This is a genomic window from Piscinibacter sp. HJYY11 (genome assembly GCF_016735515.1).
Lineage (GTDB): Bacteria > Pseudomonadota > Gammaproteobacteria > Burkholderiales > Burkholderiaceae_C > Rhizobacter.
The window spans coordinates 3,472,988-3,492,643 of the sequence record NZ_JAERQZ010000001.1; the positions used below are offsets into that span (position 1 = coordinate 3,472,988).

Sequence of the window (19,656 nt, forward strand, 5' to 3'; positions counted from 1 at the left end):
GACGACATGCAAGTCCACGACTTCGTCGCGGTCGGCCTCGGGCCGTTCAATCTCAGCCTGGCGTGCCTGATGGCGCCGCTGAAGGAGTGCCGCGGGCTGTTCCTCGAGCGCAGCGAGCGCTTCGAGTGGCACCCCGGCATGCTGGTGGAGCGCTGCACCCTGCAGAACCCGTTCCTTGCCGACCTGGTCTCGCTGGCCGATCCGACGAGCCCGTTCAGCTACCTCAACTACTGCAAGCAGCAGGGCCGCATCTACTCCTGCTACGTGCGCGAGAACTTCTACCTCACGCGCCAGGAATACAACCGCTATTGCCAATGGGCGGCGAGCCGCCTCGAGTCGGTCCGCTTCCAGCACGAGGTGAGTTCGCTCGCGCACGATGAAAGGCTGGGCGTCTACGTGGTGCAGGGGCGCGACCTTCGCAGCGGCCGCCCGTTCGAGCACCTCGCGCGCAAGCTGGTGCTGGGCGTGGGCGCCTCGCCGCGCCTGCCCTCGTGCTGCCCCGAGGCCACCGAGCTGCACAGCGCGCACTACCTGCGCCGCAAGGCGGCGCTGCAGCAGCGCCGCGCCATCACCATCGTCGGCAGCGGGCAGAGCGCCGCCGAGATCTACCGCGACCTGCTGCAGGACATCGACCGCTTCGGCTACCGCCTGACCTGGGTCACGCGCTCGTCGCGCTTCTTCCAGATGGAGAACGCCAAGCTCGTGCTCGAGCTCATCTCGCCCGACTACGCCGAGCATTTCTTCCACCTGCCCGACGCCGCGAAAGAGCGCATCGTGCAGGACCAGAAAAGTGTCTACAACGGCATCAACGCCGAGCTCGTCGACGCCATCTACGAGCTGCTCGACGAGCGCCGCGACGAGCTGCGCGGCCGCACGCGGCTGCTGCCCAACATGGCGCTGGAGGCGTGCCGCCGCCAGGGCGACGTGCACGAGCTCGAGTTCCTGCACACCGAGCTCGGCCGGCGCTACCGGCACGAGGCCGACGGTCTCGTCTTCGCGACCGGCTACGCACCCGCGGTGCCGGCCTTCGTCGAGGGCATCCGCCACCGCATTGCGTGGGATGCCCACGGCCGCTACCGGCAGCAGCGCAATTACGCGGTCGATGCCGCAGGCGGTGAGATCTTCGTGCAGAACGCCGGCTCGCACAGCCATGGCGTCACCAACCCCGACCTGGGCCTGGCCTGCCACCGCAACGCGCACATCATCCGCGGGCTGACCGGCGTGGAGGCCTACCCCATCGAGACGCGCACCACGCTGCAGGACTTCGCCCCGCGCGGCGACGATGCGTTCGTGGAGCTGGCCGCATGACGGTGCTGCGTTCCACGCTGATCGCGATGTCGGCCTGCGCGGTGGTGAGCGACGCCATCCTCATCGCCTTCTACCCGCATTTCTTCGAGCGCCGCTACGGCGTGACGAGCGCGCTGCACGTCGGCGCCTACATCGCGGCGATCTCCATCGCGGTGATGTGCACGCTGCCGCTGTGGGCGCGGGTGGCGCGGCGCGTCGAGACGATGCAGCTGCTCCTCGTCACCCAGGGCGCGGCCGGCCTGCTGTGTGCGCTGAGCTGGTTCGCCGACAGCGTGGCCGGCTTCTGGGTGCTGTCGCTCGCGATGTTCATGTGCAAGAGCAGCTACCTGCTGATGTACCCCTACCTCATGCGCCTCGAGCCGGCCGAGTCGCACGGCCACACGATCGGCCTCCTGTCGGTGGTGGTGTACCTCGGCGGCATCTTCGGCGCGGTGGCCGGCGGCGCAGCGCTGCAGCACATCGGCCCGGCGGCCTGCATCGGCCTGATGGCCGCGGGCGACTTTGCGCAGATGACGATGTGCGCCTGGCTCATCCGCACCGGCCGCGTCGTGCGGGTCGCCGCCGACGATGCCGTGGCCGCGCTCCCGGCCCGGCCTGCGATGCTGCGGTGGCGCATCCTGCAGCTGTGCGGGCTCGTCATGCTGCTCGACTTCGGCGCCTACCTGGTCCGCCCCTTCTTCTCGGTGCACTGGGAGCGGCTCTCCGGCTCGAACGACCAGCTGGTGAGTGGACTCGTCTTCGCCATTCCGGCGGCGATGGGGCTGGCGGCGCTCATCGCGAACCAGCGTGCGCGCCGCGCCGGCGCCCGGCTGCACGACAAGGTGCTCCCCAACCTCATGCTCGGTGCGGCCGGGTTGCTGCTGCAGGCCGCGCCACACGAGGCGGCGCTGCTCGCCGGGCGCCTGCTGTACGGCTGGGCGCTGTTCCAGTTGATCGTGAAGTTCGAGGTGATGCTGTTCCGCTTCAGCACGCCGGCCGCGTATGCGCGCGACTTCAGCGTCTTCAATTTCTTCCAGAACTTCGGCGTGGTGCTGTCGTCGTTCGCGGCCGGTGCGCTGGTGGAGCGGCACGGCACCGGCATCACCTTCGTGCTCGGTGCGGCCGGCTTCGCGCTGACGGCGCTGCTCGACCGGCTGTTCTGCCGGCTGGACCGCATCCCACCGCGGGCGCCTGCTGCCCCCACCTCCCTGGAGGCGACCCATGCCGGTTGACTTCGCCGCCGCCGGGCTCGACCGGCGCCCCTTCATCAGCGAAGGCCTGCAACTGCGCGAGATCGATCTCGCTGCCGACATCGCGCTCCTGCACCGCTGGTTCGGCCTCGAATACGCCGGCTTCTGGGGCCTGCAGCACAAGACCGAGCACGAGGTGCACGCGCTGTATGCCGCGCTGGTGCAAAGCGGCCATGCGATGGCCTACACCGGGCTGATGGACGGCGAGCCGGCCTTCCTCGTCGAGTGCTACGACCCCGCGCACGACGTGCTCGGGCAGCACTACCGCGTGATGCCGGGCGACGTGGGCATGCATTTCTTCGTCGGGCCGCCGCGCCAGCCGCGGCACGGCCACACGCGGCGGGTGTTCCGCGTGCTGATGCGCTTCATCTTCGAGCGGCTCCGAGCGCGCCGCGTGGTGGTCGAGCCCGACCTGCGCAACGACAAGGTGCATGTGCTCAACCGCGAGATGGGCTTCGCCTACCGCGGCACGGTGCAGCTGCCCGACAAGCTCGCCGCCCTCGCGCTGTGCACGCGCGAGGGCTTCTTCCAGGCCCAACGAGAGGAATCCATCCCATGAACCCGTCGACGCTGAAGAACCCCGCCGACGCCGCGGCCCACCTGACGCCGGAGGTCTGGCGCCACGTCAACCGCCTGCTGGTGCGCAAGGCGATCGCCGAGTTTTCGCACGAGCTGCTGCTCGTGCCGCGTGCGCTCGGCAGCGCGGCGCGGCCCGGCTGGCAGCGCTATGTGCTGCAGGCCGGCGAGCGTACCGAATACCGCTTCGAGGCGCAGCCGATGGCGCTGCGCCACTGGCGCATCGACGCGGGCACGATCAGCCGCCATGTCGACGACCGCGAGCAGCCGCTGGAGGCGCTCACCTTCGTCATCGACCTGAAGGACGCGCTCGGCCTGCGGCCCGAGGTGCTGCCGGTGTACCTCGACGAGATCAGCAGCACGCTCTACGGTGCCGCCTTCAAGCACTGCAAGGACGGCCCCGACAGCGAGGCGCTGGCCGATGCCGAGTTCCAGACCTTCGAGCACGCGATGACCGAGGGCCACCCCGGCTTCGTGGCCAACAACGGCCGCCTCGGCTTCGACGCCGAGGACTACCGTGTCTACGCGCCCGAGGTCGGCACGACCTTCCGCCTGCTCTGGCTCGCGGTGCGGCGCGAACGGGCGGCGTTCGCGAGCCTGTCGACGCTCGACTACGAGGCGCTGATGGCGCAGGAGCTGGGCGCCTCGCAGCGCAGGCGCTTCGCCGCCCAGCTCGAAGGCCTGGGCCTGGACGAAGCCGACTACCTCTACATGCCGGCGCACCCGTGGCAGTGGTTCAACAAGCTGTCGATCGCCTTCGCGGCGCATGTCGCGCAGCGCGACATCGTCTGCCTGGGCCACAGCGAAGACCACTACCAGGCGCAGCAGTCGATCCGCACGTACTTCAACGCCGGGCACCCCGAGCGCCATTACGTGAAGACCTCGCTCGCCATCCTCAACATGGGCTTCATGCGCGGCCTGTCGCCTTACTACATGTCGGGCACGCCGGCGATCAACGAGTGGATCCATGGCCTCGTCGATGGCGACGCGACGCTGCGCGCGATGGGCTTCTCCATCCTGCGCGAGGTGGCCTCCATCGGCTTTCGCCACCGCTACTACGAGGCGGCCATCCCGACCGACAGCCCCTACAAGAAGATGCTGTCGTGCCTGTGGCGCGAAAGCCCGGTGACCCGGCTCCAGGCCGGCGAGCGGCTGATGACGATGACCGCGCTGCTGCACGTGGACCGCGCGGGGCAGGCCCTGCTGCCGGTGCTGATCCGCCGCTCGGGCCTGGAGGCGAAGGAATGGCTGCGCCGCTACCTGGCGGCCTACCTCGCGCCGCTCGTGCATTGCTTCTATGCGCACGACCTCGTGTTCATGCCGCACGGCGAGAACCTGATCCTGGTGATGGACGGCCACGTGCCGGTGCGCGCGATCATGAAGGACATCGCGGAGGAGTCGGCCATCCTCGACAAGCATGCGGCGCTGCCCGAGCGCGTCAAGCGCCTCGCGGTGGACGTGCCGCACGAGTTCAAGCTGCTCGCGATCTTCATCGACGTGTTCGACGGCTTCTTCCGCTTCCTCGCGCACACGCTGGTGGACAGCCACACCTGCGACGAAGAAACCTTCTGGCGGCTGGTGGCCGACTGCGTGGCCGGCTACCAGGAGGCGCACCCGGAACACGCGGCGAAGTACGAGGCGCACGACCTCTTCGCGCCCGACTTCCTGCATTCGTGCCTGAACCGCCTGCAGCTCGCCAACAACCAGCAGATGGTCAACATCGCCGACCCGGCGTCCAGCCTCCAGATGGCCGGCCGCCTGGCCAACCCGATCGCGAAGTTCCGGCCGCGCCGCGCTGGGGCGGGCGAGCCGATGGCGGTCTCGGCGGGGCTGAGCCTCGCATGACGACGGCGCTGCACGCGCTGCTCGCGGCCGCGGCGCGTGTGGCGCCGGGCCTGGCCGGACGGGTGGTCGAGCCGGGCAGCGCGGCGGCACCCTGGCATGCCGAGACGCGGCTCGCCGCGCTGCATCGACGCTGGGCCGCGGCGCACCCCGAGGCCGGGGCGCACTACGCGGCGTTGCGCGGCTGGGGCCTGCTCGTGTGGCAGCCGGCGTACCTGGCGGTGTTCGGCGCCCATCTGGCCGACGGGCAGGTCGACCTCGAGCGGCTCTCGCTCGAGATGCACGCCGGCGACGTCGGTGGCTATGCGGTGGCCGCACATGCGCTGCGACCGGGCGACGAGGCGCAGCGCCTGCACGACGGTGCCCGCCAGCTGCTGGCCGGCACGGCACGGCTGCTGCCGGCCTGGCAGGCCCTCGCACCGCTGCAGGCCAAGGCCGCGCGGCGCACGCTCGCCGACTGCGTGCTGGCGGCGCTGCTCGCCGCGTGCAGGTCCACGCGCCGGCCCGCGCACGAGACGCTCGCCTGGGGCGACCAGTGGCTCGCGGCGCTCGGCCTGCACGGCGAACACAGCTACTTCGTCTACCGCGACGCGGCAGGCGCGGTGGCGCTGGCCCCCGAACGCAAGGTGTGCTGCCTGCACTTCCGCCGGCGTGGCGCAGAGCGCTGCAGCACCTGCCCGCGGCTCGCACAGCACGAGCGCGTGCGGCGGCTGCACGCCGAGGAGGCCGTGGCATGACGACCTCGAACCCGATCGCGCTCTTCCGCGAGGTCCGCCCGCAGCTCTCGGTGCGCAGCTATTTCGACGAGGCGGTGTACCGGGCCGAGCAGGCGCTCGTCTTCGCGCCGTCGCCGCGCTACGTGGGGCACGAACTGTCGGTGCCTGAGCCGGGCGACTACTGCACGCTGGCGCAAGAGGGCGAAGGGCGCGTGCTGGTGCACACGCCGCAAGGCGTGCAGCTCCTGAGCAACGTGTGCCGGCACCGCCAGGCCCTCATGCTGCGCGGGCGCGGCAACACCCGCCGCCACATCGTCTGCTCGCTGCACCGCTGGACCTACGAACTGCACGGCGAGCTCGCCGCCGCGCCGCATTTCGAGACCGACCCCTGCCTGCACCTGCAGCGCTATCCGCTGCAGCGCTGGAACGGCCTGCTGTTCGACGCCGGCGCCCGGCAGCTCGGCGCCGAGCTCGCGCAGGCCGGGCCGGCCGCCGAGTTCGACTTCTCGGGCTACGTCCTCGACAAGACCGAGCTGCACGAGTGCCGCTACAACTGGAAGACCTTCATCGAGGTGTACCTGGAGGACTACCACGTGGGCCCGTTCCACCCGGGGCTCGGTGCCTTCGTCACCTGCGCCGACCTGAAATGGGAGTTCGGCCGCGGCCACAGCGTGCAGACGGTGGGCGTGCACCACGACCTCGAGCGCCCTGGCTCCCCGGTCTACCGCCGCTGGCACGACGCGCTGCTCGCCTACCGCGGCGGCCGCCCGCCGGAGCACGGCGCGATCTGGCTCACCTGCTACCCGACCGTGATGGTGGAGTGGTACCCGCACGTGCTGGTGGTGTCGACGCTCTTTCCGAAGGGGCCGCGCCACACCCTCAACATGGTGCAGTTCTTCTATCCCGAGGAGATCGCGGCCTTCGAGCGCGAGTTCGTCGGCGCCCACCAGGCCGCGTACATGGAGACCTGCGCCGAAGACGACGAGATCGGCGAGCGCATGGATGCCGGCCGGCTGGCCTTGTACGAGCGGGGGGACGACGAGGCTGGGCCCTACCAGAGCCCGTTGGAAGACGGCATGCAGCATTTCCACGCCTGGTACCGCCGCGCGATGGGCGGCGCGCTGGCCGGGGCCGCTCAGGAGGAGCGGCGTTCCGCGGAGTCGTCGCCCTCGTTGGCGGCCGGGGCGAGCAGGCCGGTCAGCATCCACAAGCGGCAGGCCTCGTCGTAGGCGGCGAGGTGGGCGGGCGAGAGGGCCAGCCACGCGGCCAGGCCTGCGCGCACCTGCGGGTCTTGCGGCGCGTCGTGCACGGCCATCCGCCAGCGCAGCGCCGCGTCGTCGATCGTTTCCTGTGCCTTGCCGGCCATTGCGCGTCCCCGTGAGATGCGGGGAGTGTAGGCCGGGGCCTGGGATCAGGAGGCGCGCAGGGCGGCGCGGCAGCTGTCGAGCGCCTCGTGGATCAGCTGGTTGACGGTGGCGGCCGAGAGGCCGAGCTCCGCGCCGATCTCGCGCTGCGTGCGGCCCTCCAGCCGGTAGAGCTCGAAGGCGCGGCGCACGCGCTCGGGCAGCGCGGCGAGCGCACGTGCCACGCAGGCGAGCGTCTCGTGCCCGATGGCCATTGCCTCGGGTGTGTGCGCGGCCGGAGCGGGCACCAGCGCGCCGCTGTCTTCGGGCTCGAAGAGGTGGGCTTCGAGCGCGTTGCGACGGTAGCGGTCGATCGCGAGGTTGCGCACGACCCGGTGCGCATACGACAGCGGCTGCAAGAATGCCACGTCTTCCGCGCCGGCCTCCAGCGCGCGCACGCAGGCGTCGTGCACCAGGTCTTCGGCCAGGTGCGCGTCGCCCACGATGTGGTGCGCGGCGCGTTTCAGCTGCGTGCGGTGCTCGGCATACACCTGGCCGAGCCGGCGCGCAGAGCCTTTCAGTACGTCCATTTGAGCGCGACGGTGGCGTTGCGCGGTGCGCCGTAGAAGGTCTGGCCCGGCCACATGAGGCTGTTGAGGTAGGTCTCGTCGGTGGCGTTCTCCAGCTTGGCCACGACGCTGAACTGGCGGGTGACCGCGTAGGTGGCGGCGAGGTCGAGCAGCGCATAGGCCTGCTGCCGCGTCACCACGGTGCCGTCGGTGCGCTCGTAGGCGCTCTGCCACTTGACGCTCGCCCCGAGCTTGAGGCCCGGCAGCACCGGCACGCGGTAGCTCGAGGTCAGGCGCAAGGTCTGGCGCGGCACGTAGGTGCGCACGGCGTTGCCGGCCGGGTCTTCGAGGCGCAGCCGGGTGTAGCCGCCGCTCAGCTCCCAGCCCGGCAGCACGGTACCGGCGAGGTCGAGCTCGAAGCCGGTGGAGCGGGCGTCGATGCCGCGGTAGCGGGTCTGTCCGTTGATGAAGCCCACGGATTCCGGCGTGTTGTCCTGTCGCACCTGGAAGACGGCGACGCTGCCGTGCAAGTGGCCGTCCAGCCACTCGCCCTTGACCCCCAGCTCGGCGTTGCTGCCTTCGATCGGGCCGAGCAGGTGGCCGGACGCGTCGGTCTGGTGTTGCGGGTTGTAGATGCGACCGTAGCTGGCGTAGAGCGAGTGCTGGGGGTGGAAGTCCCAGGTGGCGCCGACGAACGGCGTGGCCTTGGTCGTGCGGTAGTCGTGCGTGAGGCCGTACTGGGTGCCGGTGCTGGTCGCCCGCGTGGCATTCGCCCCGGCGACCACGTTCCAGGTCGGGCTGAGCGAGAGCCGCGCCGCGCCATAGACCGAGGCACGACGGTTGCGGAAGTCGGCGTAGCCGGTGAGCCCCTGGTCGAAGGCCGGTCGCGGGATGCTGCCGTTGAGCATCTCGTCTTCGGTGATCGGTCCGGCGCCGTCGTCGCTGGAGTTGAGGCGGTTGTCGCTCTGGCTCACGTTGAGGCCAAGCACCAGCTCATGCCGGCGGCCGCCAAGCGTGAAGGGGCCGCTCGCATGTACGTCGGCCATCCACTGCGATTCCTTGTGGTCGTACTTCGAGGGCCAGGTGCCGAGGCCCGTCGCACCGCCGGGGTCGGGCGTGCCGGTCACGAAGAGGAGCTCCGCATCGGACGACAGCACCCGGTGCGTGACCGTGCCGGTGGCCTTCCAGCCGCCGCCAAGGCGCTGGCTGAGCTCGCCGAAGGTCTGCTTGTCGTCGGTGTTCCAGTAGGTCCACTCGGGCGCCGGGTTGGCCGAGACGGGGTAGCGGGTGGGAGAACCGTCGCTGTAGAAGAGCGGCAGCGCGCCCCACATCACGCTCTTGGGCCGGTTGTGCTGTTCGGAGTGGCCGAGCGTGAGCAGCGTGCCGGGCGCGAGGTCGATCTCCAGGATGCCGGAGAAGAGGTGCTTGCGCAGCGAATAGCGGTCGAGGTAGGAGTCGCCATCCGCCGCCGCGGCGGCGATGCGGCCCCGCACGCTGCTGTCGGCGTTGAGCGAGCCCGACAGGTCGGCGTCGAGGCGCCGCCGGTCCCAGGAGCCCAGGCTCAGCGCGCCGCCGGCGCGAAAGTCGCTCGTCGGGCGCTTGCGCACGAAGTTGACCGTGGCCGACGGGTTGCCGGTCGACGACATCAGGCCGTTGGCACCGCGCAGCACTTCCACGCGGTCGTAGTGCGCGGTGTCGAGGTTGCCGAGCTGGTCGCCGGTGGCAAACGGCTGGCCCAGGCCGTCGATCTGGAAGTTCGACACCTCGAAGCCGCGCACCGAGAAGTAGGTGCGGTCGGGCTCGACGCGCTCCACGTTCACACCCGTCACGCTGGTGAGCACGTCGTTCACGTCGTTGAGCGAGAAGTCGTCCATCAGCGTGCGCGACACCACGCTGATCGACTGCGGCGTCTCGCGCAGCGACAAGGGCAGTTTGGTGGCCGTGGTGGCGGCGCGTGCGCCGTACTGGCCGGTGCCCTCGGTGGTGGCGGTGTCGGACCGGGCCTTGACCCTGACGGTCGGCAGCGCGGCGTCCGGGGGCGTGGCCGAGGGCGCGGAGGCGGAAGGCTGCGCCGGCGCGGCCGTCTCAGGCTGCCCTTGCGCCTGTGCCGGCACGGCCTGCAGGGCGAGAAGCATCAACTGGGAAGCCAGGGCGACGGGTCGCAGGTGGCGATGCGGGGCGTGGGGGCGCGGGCGGGAGTGGTGCAGGGCTGGCACGTGCAGCGTTCCTTGTGAAGAAGAAAGGCACGGCTGGCACGCGGCTGGCGGTGTGCGGCGATGGAGACGCCGGGCCCCCAGCAGCAAGGCGGGCCCGACACCGCGGCATTCTATTTGCGATTAATTCTCATTCGCTTCAAGAGCCTTGCGGTGCCGGGGTTGATCGCCTCAGACGGCGGCGGAGCCCATCCCGTCGTGGTGCTGCACGGTCGGGCTGGCCGTGCGCAGCAGGCCGGCGCCGATCAGGGCGGCCAGCGCGGCGAAGCCCGCGCCGACGACGAAGGCGATGCCGTAGCCGCCGCTCAGCGCCACCGGCGGGGCCGCGCCCGCGGCGAGCAGCGCATCGCGCCGTGCATCGGCCAGACTCGCGAGCACCGCAAGCCCGAGGGCGCCGCCCATCATGAAGGAGGTGTTGACGATGCCCGAGGCCAGGCCCGAGTCGGCGGGCGACACGTCGCTCATCGCCGCCAGCAGCACCGGGTTGAACGCGATGCCGGCGCCCAGGCCCAGCAGCGTCATGCCGGGCAGAACGTCGAGCCAGAAGTTTCCGTTCACCGGGGCGCGGGCAAAGAGGGCGAGGCCGATCGCGGCCATCAGCAGCCCCACGCCCAGCGGCGCGCGCAGGCCGAAGCGCATCACGAGCCTGGCCGAGATGCCGAGCGAGAAGACGGCCATGATGACGTTGGCCGGCAGGAAGGCCAGTCCGACCTGCATCGGCGTGTAGTTCAGCACCAGCTGCAGGTACAGCGCCGAGATGAAGAACCAGGCGAACATGCCGGCGGCCCACAGCACGCCCACCACGTTGGAGGTGGCGAGGTTGCGCGAGCGGAAGAGCTTGAGCGGCATCAGCGGGTGCTGCACCCGCGCCTCGATCGCGACGAACACCGCCAGCAGCGCCACCGCCACGCCCAGCAGGCCGAGCGTCTGCGTCGACATCCAGCCGGCCTGGTTGCCGTTGACCACCGCATAGACGGCGAGCAGCATCGCCGCCGTCACGGTGATGGCGCCGGCTACGTCGAGCTTCTCGCCATGGGCCTGGCCGCGCGCCTTCGGGAAGAGGCTCGCGCTGAGCGCGTAGACCAGCACGCCGATCGGCAGGTTGACGAGGAAGATCCAGTGCCAGTTGAAGCTGCTGGTGAGCAGGCCGCCCAGCAGCACGCCCACGCTGCCGCCGCCGGCGCACACGAAGCCGTAGACGCCCATCGCCTTGGCGCGGTCGGCCGGCTCGGTGAAGAGGTTCATGATCAGCGAGAGCGACACCGCCGACACCACCGCGCCGCCGACGCCCTGCACCGCGCGCGCCACGATCAGCACCGCCTGGCTCTGCGCCAGGCCGCAGGCCGCCGAGGCGAGCGTGAACAGCACGATGCCCAGCAGGAAGAGCCGGCGGTGGCCGTACAGGTCGCCCAGCCGGCCGCCGAGCAGCAGGAAGCCGCCGAAGGTCAGCATGTAGGCGTTGACCACCCACACGAGGGACGTTTCCGTGAAGCCGAGGTCGGCGCGGATGGAGGGCAGGGCGACGTTCACGATGGTCGTGTCGAGCACGATCATCAGCACGCCGATGCAGAGCACCGCGAGCGCCGTCCAGCGTTTCTTGTCGTCGAAGGTGTGGGTCGTCATGCGCTGGCTCGGCTGTCAGCCCATTTCCTTGGGGCCGCCGTTGACCAGCCAGCAGGTGCCGAAGCGGTCGACCACCGAGCCGAAGGCCTCGGCCCAGAAGGTGGGGGCGAGCGGCATGTCGACGCGGCCGCCGGTGGCGAAGGCGTCGAACACCTTGCGGGCTTCGTCCACCGTCGGGTAGGTGATCGCCAGGCCCACGCCCTTCTGGCCCTCGTAGGGCTGGCCGGGGAAGGTGTCGGACGCCATCAGCCGCTGCGTGCCGATCAGCAGCGAGGCGTGCAGGATGCGCTTGCCGACCTCGGGCGGCGAGCCGGCCGGCGGGCACATCGCCGGGTCGGGCGATTCGGCGAAGGTCATCATCATTTCCAGCTTGGCGCCGAGCGTCTTCTCGTAGAAGCGCATCGCTTCGGCGCAATTGCCGTCGAAGTTCAAGTAGGCGTCGATGGTGGGGGTGCTCATGGTCATGCTCCTGGAAGTGGGAGGGGTGGCAGGCCAGTCTAGGCAGATTACTCCTGAAAAACAACTGACAAGTTGCAAGTCAGGATTTGACGGTAGACTGGCAGCATGAGCTTCAAGCGCAGTTATGAAGACGGGTGCGCCGCCGCCCACGCCCTCGACCTGATCGGTGAGCGCTGGGCCTTGCTGATCGTGCGGGAGCTGGTGTTCGGCGCGAAGCGCTTCACCGACCTGCGCGCCGGCCTGCCCGGCATCAGCCCCAACGTGCTGACACTGCGGCTCGAGGAGCTGGAACAGGCCTCGGTGCTGCGCCGGCGCCGCCTGCTGCCGCCGGCTGCCACCTCGGTCTACGAGCTCACCGACTGGGGGCGCGAGCTGGCGCCCATCCTCCTGGCACTCGGGCGCTGGGGCGCGCGCTCACCGCTGCTCGCGCAGGGGTTGCCGGTGTCGACGAGCTCGTTGATGCAATCGCTGCAGGCGATGTTCAGCGCCGAGCGCGCGGGCGAACTCGGGGGCACGGTCGGTTTTCAGCTGGGGGAGGAGCGCTTCCACGCCACCCTGTCGCAGGGCAGCCTGGTGGTGGCGCGTGGCGAAGCCGCGGCGCCCGAGGCGCTCGTCTCAGGCTCCACGGCAGCGCTGGCGTCGGTGATCTACGGTGAACGCAAGCTCACCGACGTGGTGAAGGCGGGGGAGCTGGTGGTCGAGGGCGACAAGCCCCTGGTCAGGCGCTTCGTCACGCTGTTTCCATTGCCCGAGCCGGCCGCCTCGACGATCGAGGCCTGAGCGGCCTCGGTCCTGTCTCTGGGTCAGGAATCGAGGGGCGCCAGCCGTTCGGCCATCTGCTGGCAGATGGTGCTGCCGAGCGCGCTCACGCGCAGCTGGCCGCCATGCCATTCGAGCCAGCCCAGCGCCACGTAGTTGTCGATGAAGGTCTCGTCGACGAGGTCGGCGCGGCGGCGTTGCAGCAGGTCGACGGTGTCGAGCAGCGCGTCGCGCAGGACTTCATGGCGGGTGAGGCCGTGATGGGCGCCGGCGGGGTGGCGGCCGTAGGGCTGTGCGGTGGCGAGGGACATTCGGTACTCCGTGTGTGAGTGACAACGTTGGTGCCATGGTGGCAAAGCCGGCGGCGCTTGCCTGTAGGACAACCCGCCGTCCGACCGTCACCAGCCGGCGGATTTGCGGCGCTGCATCATTGGGTGCCGTCCGGCCGCCGCAGCGTGGCGATCAGCTGCTCGTGCAGGGCCTGCGCCGCAGGCGAACCCGCCGAGGCCTTGCTGCGCAGCGCCGCCACCGCCATCGCCGGCAAGGGCGGCAGGCCGTGCCGTTCGCCCAGGATCTGCAGGCCCGGCGGCACGCTGCAACGGGTGAGCACCGCGACGGCCAGGCCGCTTTCCACCGCGGCCACGTGGCCGGGCAGGCTGGAGCTGTTGTAGACGATGCGGTGCCGGCGGCCCTGGGCCGACAAGGCCGCCAGCGCGGCACGGCGTGCATGGCTGCCGGGCTCGTAGACGGCGACGGGCAGCGGCTCGCGTCGCCACGCCTCGTGCTGCGCCGCGCCCACCCACACCAGCGGCTCATGGAAGAGCAGCGTGCCGCGCTGCGGCCGGTCGCGGGTGACCACGGCGAGGTCGAGCTCGCCGCGCTGCAGCTTGGGGATCAGCAGGGTGGACTGCTCGCACACCAGCGTGAGCTCCACGCCGGCATGGCGTGCCGCGAAGCTGCGCAGGACCGGCGCCAGGTAGGCCACGGCGTAGTCGTCGGGCACGCCGAGCGTCACCCGGCCGGTGAGCGCCGGGCCGCGCAGGGCGGCCACCGCTTCGTCGTGCAGGGCGAGCAGGCGGCGCGCATGGCCGAGCAGCTCGTGGCCGCTGGCCGTGAGCTCGAGCAGGCGCGGGCCGCGGCTCAGCACCGGGCGGCCGATGGCGTCTTCGAGCTTCTTGATCTGCATGCTCAGCGCCGACTGGGAGCGGTGCACCAGGGGCGCCGCGGCCGTGAGCGAGCCGGCGTCCACCACCGCCACGAAGGCGCGCAGCCAGTCGAGCTGCAGGTCGCTTGAGGCCATCGCGAGTCCCTCCATTCGAAAAGCGAATGGTAAGCGTCAGAACTATGCGCTTTACGGGAGGGTGCCGCCTCGCGACAGTGACGGCATGTCACCGCAAGCCAGCAGCACCTCACGGAGCACCAACCGCGGCGCCAGCCTGATGGTGGCCGGTGGCCTGCTGCTGGGCACGCTCGGGGTGTTCGTCGAAGAGGCCGGCGCCCACCCGCTCACCACCGTGTGGTGCCGCTGCGCCTTCGGTCTGCTGGCCCTGACGCTGTGGGGCCTGGCGGTGCGGCGCTCCAGCGAGCTGCGCCTGCGATGGCGTGCGTGGGGCTGGGCGGTGGCGGCGGCGCTGTTGATGATTGCCAGCTGGGCGCTCTTCTTCGCCGCCATTCCGCGCACCTCGATCGGCGTGGCGACGGTCGTGTTCCACGTGCAGCCGCTGTGGGTGCTGGTGCTGGGCGCGTGGTGGTGGCGCCAGCCGGTGACGGGCCGGCAGTGGGGCGCGGTGCTGCTCGCGCTGGTGGGGCTGGCCCTCGCGTCCGGCCTGCTCGACGAAGCCTGGCCGGCCGATGCGCAGGCCTACAGCGCGGGCCTGCTGATGTGCCTCGGGGGATCGCTCAGCTACGCGCTGGTCACCCTGATCGCGAAGGCCGCGCGCGAGGTGAGCTCGTTCGCGATGGCGTGGTGGCAGTGCCTGGTCGGCACGCTGCTGCTCGCCGCTTGGCCGCTGCTGCACGGCTGGCCCGCCACGCCGGCTGCCTGGGCCTGGCTGGCCGGCCTGGGCGTGCTGCACACGGGGCTGGCTTACGTGGTGCTGTACGCCGGCATGGCGCTGCTGCCGACACACCGCATCGCGGTGCTGCAGTTCGTCTACCCGCTCGCGGCCATCGTCGTCGACTGGGCGGTGTATGGCCGTGCCTTGAGCGGCGTGCAGCTGGCCGGTGCTGGCTTGATGGCGCTGGCGCTCCTGAGCCTCAAGCGCGAGCCGGCGGGCCGAGCGCCGGGCCGCCCCAAGCCGGCCCGCATCCCCTCGGGGGATCGTCCGGCGTACTCGACGGACGAGGGGTAGTCATCCCTCCGGCGGGCCGAGCGCCGGGCCGCCCCAAGCCGGCCCGCATCCCCTCGGGGGATCGTCCGGCGTACTCGACGGACGAGGGGTAGTCATCACTCCGCTTGCACCGCCTCGACCTGGATCCGCAGGCCGACGTCCATCTTGAAGCCCCAGTCCTTGCCCGCATCAATGCCGAAGTCGGCACGGTTGATCGTGGCCGAGGCGTCGGCGCCGCACCAGTCGCGCTTGAACATCGGGTGCGGCATGCACTTGAAGGTGTTGATGGTGAGCGTGACCGGCCGGGTCACGCCGTGCAGTGTGAGCTCGCCCACCACGCGCGAGGGCGCGCCGTTCTGGAAGCCTTCGAGCCGGCCCTTGTAGCGCGCCTGCGGGTACTTGGCGGTGTCGAACAGGTCGGGCTCGCGGGCCTTGCTGTTCATGATGTCGAGGCCGAAGTCGATGCTGGCCATGTCCATCGTGATGTCGACGCTGCCCGTGCCGGCGGCCTTGTCGAGCGTGATGGTGCCGGCGTTCCTGTTGATCTTGCCGCGCCACATCGACATGCCCATGTGGTCGGCCTCGAAGCTCGGGAAGGTGTGCGTCGGGTCGACGGTGTAGGTGGCCGGGGCGGCGTGGGCAGCGCAGGCCAGGGCCAAGGTGCTGATCAGGGCAAGGGGTTTCATCGATGGCTGGGCAGTGGACCAGGAGGCGGCGATCGTGCCATGGCCGGCTACGATGCGCCCGCCGTTTTCCGGATTCGGCCCTTCCGGCATGGACACCCAGACGCCTCTTCACACGCTCGACTTCGTGCTGCGCATCGGCCTGGTGACGCTGATGGTGTTCGTCGCGGCGCTGCTCGCCGGCCGCTGCGCCGGCCTGCCGCCGGGCCGGGTGCGCACGGCGCTCGGCCTGGGCGCTGCCCTGTGCGTCGGCGTCGCCGCCTATGCGCTGCAGTCGAGCGCCGGTTTCATGGCTTGGCCCGTCGCGGTGCGCGCGCCGCTGGCGGTGCTGTCGACCGGCAACGCGGTGGTGTTCTGGCTCTTCTCGCGCTCGGTGTTCGATGACGAGTTCCGCCTGCGGCCGGCGCACGCGCTGGCGTGGGCGGCCATGGCGGTGCTCGCGCTGGCCTACCGGTTCGTGCCGGCACGGCCGGCGATCGACCTGGCGGTGGCGCTGGCCACGCTGGGCTTTGCGGGCCTGGCGATCGTGCAGTCGCTGGCGTCCTGGGGGGCCGACCTGGTGGAGCGGCGGCGCCGCCTGCGGGTCTTCATCGTCGGGGCGGGGGGCGCCTACACGCTCGTCAACATGGGGCTGCGGCTGCTGCCGGGCACCGCCGGCGAGGTCTGGCGCGGCCAGCTCGATCTGCTGGCGCTTTCGGCCATCGCGGTGGTGGCGGCGGGGCGCATCCTCCGGGTGGCCGACGACGTTTTCACCGGCACGGTCGCCGAGGCCCGGCTGCCGCAGCCGCGGGGGGACGACAAGCCCGACGACCCGGCCGAGGCGGCCCTCGTCGGCCGGCTCGAATCACTGATGCAGGCCGAGCGCGTGTACCGCGAAGAAGGGCTGACCATCGCCGCACTCGCCCAGCGGCTGGCCGTCCCGGAGTACCGGCTGCGCCGGGCGATCAACCAGCGCCTGGGGTACCGCAACTTCAACGCCTTCCTCAACCGTTACCGGGTCGACGAGGTGAAAGCAGCGCTCGCCGACCCGGCCCAGGCGACCGTGCCGGTGCTGACGCTGGCGATGGACGCCGGCTTCCAGTCGCTCGGCCCGTTCAACCGCGCCTTCAAGGCCGAGACCGGCCAGACCCCCACGGAATTCCGCAAGGCGGGCCAGACCGGCGCCGCCTGAGGCTTTTTCGCCGTTTCGCTGGTCGATTCCAGGAATCGACCAGCCGATTCCGGCATCGGCGAGACCGCTGACGCGTCGCTTCGCATCCTGAGGGCTCCACATCCACAGGAGCTTTCATGACCACGACCTTCTCTTGGCGGCTCGGCGGGCTGCTGGCCGCCGGGGCGGCCTTCGGTGCCTTGGCCGGTTGCACGACCCTGTCGCCCGGCCACGGCCTCAAGGTGGCCACGGCCGGCGTCAGCCAGACGCTGTGTTCGGCGGTCTTCGTGTCGGGCCGCGACATCGACCAGGCCTACCGCGAGGAGATGCGCCCGCAAGGCGGCATGTGGATGGTCGACTGGGGCCTGCACTACGAGCTCGACCGCGAGCGGCGCGAGGTGCGCACCCGGGTCTATGGCGCGTACCCCAGCCGTTCCGTCTACCGCGATGGCATGGGCTGCCTGATCGATCACGGCCGCATCCCGCCAGCCAGCCCGTTCGTGCCGGACCCCGTGGCCGTGCTGCTGCCCGAGATCGCCGGCCCGCAGCCGGTGGCGGCGGCTAGCCCGGTGCTGAAGGCAGCGGTCGATGCGGCCTTCGACCCATCGTGGCAGGCCACCAAGGCGGTGGTCGTCGTGCACCGTGGGCGTGTCGTCGCCGAGCGTTATGCGCCCGACGTGACGATGCACACCCCCTGGCACGCCCACTCCATCAGCAAGTCGGCCACGCACGCGATGGTGGGCATCCTCGCGTGGAAGGGCCGGCTCGACCCGACGCCGCTCGACCCGCTGCTGCGCATGACCGAGGGCAAGGCGCCCTTCCGTGGCTACACCGGCTTCGACGACGCGACACGCATGTGGTCGCTCGAGCCCGACATGGCCGCTTACGCCGAGTCGCGCCCGCAGGCGGTGCCGCCCGGCACCCGCTGGGACTACAGCGACCCGGGCTACCAGCGGGTGTCGAAAGCGATCCGCGATGCGGTGGGCGGCAGTGCGGCCGATGTGCAGCGCTTCGCCCACACCGAGCTCTTCGGCCCGCTGGGCATGCGCTCGGTGGTGATGGAGTTCGACGCCACCGGCACGCCGGTGGGTGCCAGCCACTTCTACGGCACGGCGCGCGACTGGGCGAAGCTCGGGCTGCTCTACCTCCACAACGGCGAGGCGGGCGGCCAGCGCCTGCTGCCGACGGACTGGGCGCGCCAGGCGGCCACGCAGACGCTCGACGTCGGCTACGGCGCGGGCTTCTGGCTCAACGTGGCGGCCACGAGCCGGCACCCGCTTGGCTTCCCCTGGGGCCTGCCGGGCGCGCCGGCCGACGCGTACTTCGGCTATGGCTACCTCGGCCAGTACCTGATCGTCGTGCCGAGCCAGCACCTCGTGATCGTGCGCTTCGGGCTCACGCACGAGGCGGGCGGTGGGCGGGTGCAGGCGGGCCGGCTCGTGGCCGGGGTGATCCAGGGTCTGGGCGAGGGCCCGGCCTCGTTGCCGGCGCGCTGAGCGTTCACTTTCGCGGCACATCGCTTGCCGCGACATCGGCCGTGGACTCGTTTCATCCCTGTGCGAGGTCCTCGCGATCCGCTTTTCGGCAAAACCTACCGTTGCCGGAAAGCGCTCTAGTCGAAACAACCCTGAAGGAGAACCGATGACACGCCTCACCACACTCACCTGCGCTCTGCTGGCCGCGGCCGGCCTGACCCTCGCCGGCTGCAACAAGCGCGACGACATGCCGGCCACCGGCGCCGGCCCGGGCACGAGCACCGCGCCGGGCGGCACGTCCACCACCCCGGGTGGCGGCACCACGACCCCGGGCGACACCAGCTCGACGGGCACCCCGGGCAGCATGAGCCCGACCACGCCGTCGCCCGCGGCCTCGGCTGCGAGCCAGTGAAGCCGCGCGACCTGCGCGGCCGCGTCGTCGTCCTGACCGGCGCCAGCAGTGGCATCGGCCGCGCCACGGCGCTGGCCTTTGCCGACGCTGGCGCGCACCTGGTGCTGGCTGCGCGCAACCAGGCGGCGCTGGAGGACGTGGCCGAACAGTGCCGCGCCCGCAATGCGCAGGCGCTCGTCGTGCCGACCGACGTGACCCAGGCCGAGCAGGTGCGCGCCCTCGCAGCGGCCGCAGTCGAGCGCTTCAGCGGCATCGACGTGTGGGTCAGCAACGTCGGTGTCGGGGCGGTCGGCTCGTTCACCGAAACGCCGATCGAGGCGCACCGGCGCGTGATCGATGCCAACCTGCTCGGCCACTTCCACGGTGCGCATGCGGTGTTGCGGCACTTCGTGGCGCGCCAGCGTGGCGTGCTGATCAACATGATCTCGGTCGGCGCCTGGGCGGCGGTGCCTTATGCAGCCGCGTACTCGGCCAGCAAGTTCGGCCTGCGCGGCTTCAGCGAGGCGTTGCGCGGCGAGATGTCGGGCTGGCCCGACATCCACGTGTGCGACGTCTACCCGGCCTTCATGGACACCCCCGGCATGGCGCACGCCGCGAACTACACAGGCCGCCGCCTCAAGCCGGCGCCGCCGCTGTACGACCCGCGGCTCGCGGCCGAGGCCATCGTCTCGCTGGCACGCGAGCCACGGCCGTCGGTGACGGTGGGCACGGCCGCCACGGCCCTGCGCATGGGGCACGCGGTGTCGCCGGCGCTGTCGGGCTGGGTCGGCGCGAAGGTGGTGGAGCGCTACCTCAAGCAGGCCGAGCCCGCGCCGCGCAGCGACGGCAACCTCTACGCACCCTCGCTCGGCAACGCCATCGACGGCGGCTACCGGCAGGGCGCCGAGTCGCCCAGGTGGTGGCTCTGGGCTGCCGTGGGCGGCGCGGTGTGGCTGGGCCTGCAGGCGGCGCGCCGGCCGCGCTGAGCGG

At 71.1% G+C, this 19,656-nt stretch carries 19 protein-coding genes and 1 pseudogene; 12 read left to right on the top strand and 8 right to left on the bottom strand.

The window, feature by feature from the left end; genetic code table 11:
• The first annotated feature begins 6 nt into the window (after positions 1–6).
• The 6 genes and pseudogenes from JI745_RS16090 (at position 7) to JI745_RS16115 (ending at position 6,900) form a co-directional block, all read left to right on the top strand.
• Positions 7–1,308 carry a lysine N(6)-hydroxylase/L-ornithine N(5)-oxygenase family protein gene (locus tag JI745_RS16090; RefSeq protein ID WP_236675016.1) on the top strand — a complete coding sequence of 434 codons (1,302 nt, stop codon included), beginning with the start codon at positions 7–9 and terminating at the stop codon, positions 1,306–1,308.
• Positions 1,260–2,519 (top strand): annotated as a pseudogene (locus JI745_RS16095) (hypothetical protein); the annotation flags it as partial. The gene JI745_RS16090 and the pseudogene JI745_RS16095, both read left to right, overlap by 49 nt.
• Positions 2,509–3,096, top strand: coding sequence for a GNAT family N-acetyltransferase (locus JI745_RS16100; RefSeq protein ID WP_201808923.1), 588 nt, complete (start codon positions 2,509–2,511; stop codon positions 3,094–3,096). The pseudogene JI745_RS16095 and the gene JI745_RS16100, both read left to right, overlap by 11 nt.
• Positions 3,093–4,958, top strand: coding sequence for an IucA/IucC family siderophore biosynthesis protein (locus JI745_RS16105; RefSeq protein ID WP_201808926.1), 1,866 nt, complete (start codon positions 3,093–3,095; stop codon positions 4,956–4,958). The genes JI745_RS16100 and JI745_RS16105 overlap by 4 nt, the downstream gene beginning before the upstream one ends.
• Positions 4,955–5,692 carry a siderophore ferric iron reductase gene (locus JI745_RS16110; RefSeq protein ID WP_201808929.1) on the top strand — a complete coding sequence of 246 codons (738 nt, stop codon included), beginning with the start codon at positions 4,955–4,957 and terminating at the stop codon, positions 5,690–5,692. Before JI745_RS16105 ends, JI745_RS16110 begins: the two co-directional genes overlap by 4 nt.
• Positions 5,689–6,900, top strand: a complete 1,212-nt coding sequence (locus JI745_RS16115) for an aromatic ring-hydroxylating dioxygenase subunit alpha (protein WP_201808932.1) — start codon at positions 5,689–5,691, stop codon at positions 6,898–6,900. The genes JI745_RS16110 and JI745_RS16115 overlap by 4 nt, the downstream gene beginning before the upstream one ends.
• Here JI745_RS16115 and JI745_RS16120 read toward each other — a convergent pair.
• The 5 genes from JI745_RS16120 to JI745_RS16140 all read right to left on the bottom strand — a co-directional run bounded on the left by JI745_RS16120 (position 6,807) and on the right by JI745_RS16140 (position 11,878).
• On the bottom strand, positions 6,807–7,037 hold the full coding sequence (locus tag JI745_RS16120; protein WP_201808935.1) for a DUF4880 domain-containing protein: 231 nt from the start codon (positions 7,035–7,037) through the stop codon (positions 6,807–6,809). The genes JI745_RS16115 and JI745_RS16120 overlap by 94 nt on opposite strands.
• 45 nt (positions 7,038–7,082) lie before the next feature.
• Positions 7,083–7,604, bottom strand: a complete 522-nt coding sequence (locus tag JI745_RS16125) for a sigma-70 family RNA polymerase sigma factor (protein ID WP_201808938.1) — start codon at positions 7,602–7,604, stop codon at positions 7,083–7,085.
• A complete protein-coding gene (locus JI745_RS16130) occupies positions 7,592–9,718 on the bottom strand; it encodes a TonB-dependent siderophore receptor (RefSeq protein WP_201808941.1) in 2,127 nt (708 codons plus the stop codon). The genes JI745_RS16125 and JI745_RS16130 overlap by 13 nt, the downstream gene beginning before the upstream one ends.
• Before the next feature lie 249 nt (positions 9,719–9,967).
• Positions 9,968–11,419 (bottom strand): DHA2 family efflux MFS transporter permease subunit, encoded by a 1,452-nt coding sequence (locus JI745_RS16135; RefSeq protein WP_201808953.1) that lies wholly within the window; start codon positions 11,417–11,419, stop codon positions 9,968–9,970.
• 15 nt (positions 11,420–11,434) lie between these two features.
• Positions 11,435–11,878, bottom strand: a complete 444-nt coding sequence (locus JI745_RS16140; RefSeq protein ID WP_201808955.1) for a VOC family protein — start codon at positions 11,876–11,878, stop codon at positions 11,435–11,437.
• Between the two features lie 105 nt (positions 11,879–11,983).
• Here JI745_RS16140 and JI745_RS16145 point away from each other — a divergent pair, with 105 nt between their 5' ends.
• The gene (locus JI745_RS16145) at positions 11,984–12,658 is read left to right on the top strand and encodes a winged helix-turn-helix transcriptional regulator (RefSeq protein WP_201808958.1); all 675 of its coding nucleotides are present in this window, start codon (positions 11,984–11,986) and stop codon (positions 12,656–12,658) included.
• Between the two features lie 23 nt (positions 12,659–12,681).
• On the opposite strand, the gene JI745_RS16150 is transcribed toward JI745_RS16145, so the two are convergent.
• Positions 12,682–12,948, bottom strand: a complete 267-nt coding sequence (locus tag JI745_RS16150) for a hypothetical protein (protein WP_201808961.1) — start codon at positions 12,946–12,948, stop codon at positions 12,682–12,684.
• Between the two features lie 116 nt (positions 12,949–13,064).
• Positions 13,065–13,937, bottom strand: coding sequence for a LysR family transcriptional regulator (locus JI745_RS16155; protein ID WP_201808975.1), 873 nt, complete (start codon positions 13,935–13,937; stop codon positions 13,065–13,067).
• Positions 13,938–14,022: 85 nt separating this feature from the next.
• Between JI745_RS16155 and JI745_RS16160 the strand changes: the two genes are divergently transcribed.
• A complete protein-coding gene (locus JI745_RS16160) occupies positions 14,023–14,988 on the top strand; it encodes a DMT family transporter (RefSeq protein WP_201808978.1) in 966 nt (321 codons plus the stop codon).
• Positions 14,989–15,083: 95 nt separating this feature from the next.
• On the opposite strand, the gene JI745_RS16165 is transcribed toward JI745_RS16160, so the two are convergent.
• Entirely contained in the window at positions 15,084–15,653 is a 570-nt protein-coding gene (locus tag JI745_RS16165) for a YceI family protein (protein WP_201808980.1), read from the bottom strand.
• Positions 15,654–15,741: 88 nt separating this feature from the next.
• Between JI745_RS16165 and JI745_RS16170 the strand changes: the two genes are divergently transcribed.
• From JI745_RS16170 to JI745_RS16180, 4 genes are all read left to right on the top strand, one after another.
• A complete protein-coding gene (locus JI745_RS16170) occupies positions 15,742–16,821 on the top strand; it encodes a helix-turn-helix domain-containing protein (protein ID WP_201808982.1) in 1,080 nt (359 codons plus the stop codon).
• 116 nt (positions 16,822–16,937) lie between these two features.
• On the top strand, positions 16,938–18,296 hold the full coding sequence (locus JI745_RS16175) for a serine hydrolase (protein ID WP_201808993.1): 1,359 nt from the start codon (positions 16,938–16,940) through the stop codon (positions 18,294–18,296).
• A gap of 145 nt (positions 18,297–18,441) precedes the next feature.
• Positions 18,442–18,687, top strand: a complete 246-nt coding sequence (locus JI745_RS26435; protein WP_236675017.1) for a hypothetical protein — start codon at positions 18,442–18,444, stop codon at positions 18,685–18,687.
• Entirely contained in the window at positions 18,684–19,652 is a 969-nt protein-coding gene (locus tag JI745_RS16180) for an SDR family oxidoreductase (protein WP_310738660.1), read from the top strand. The genes JI745_RS26435 and JI745_RS16180 overlap by 4 nt, the downstream gene beginning before the upstream one ends.
• The last annotated feature ends 4 nt before the right edge of the window (positions 19,653–19,656 follow it).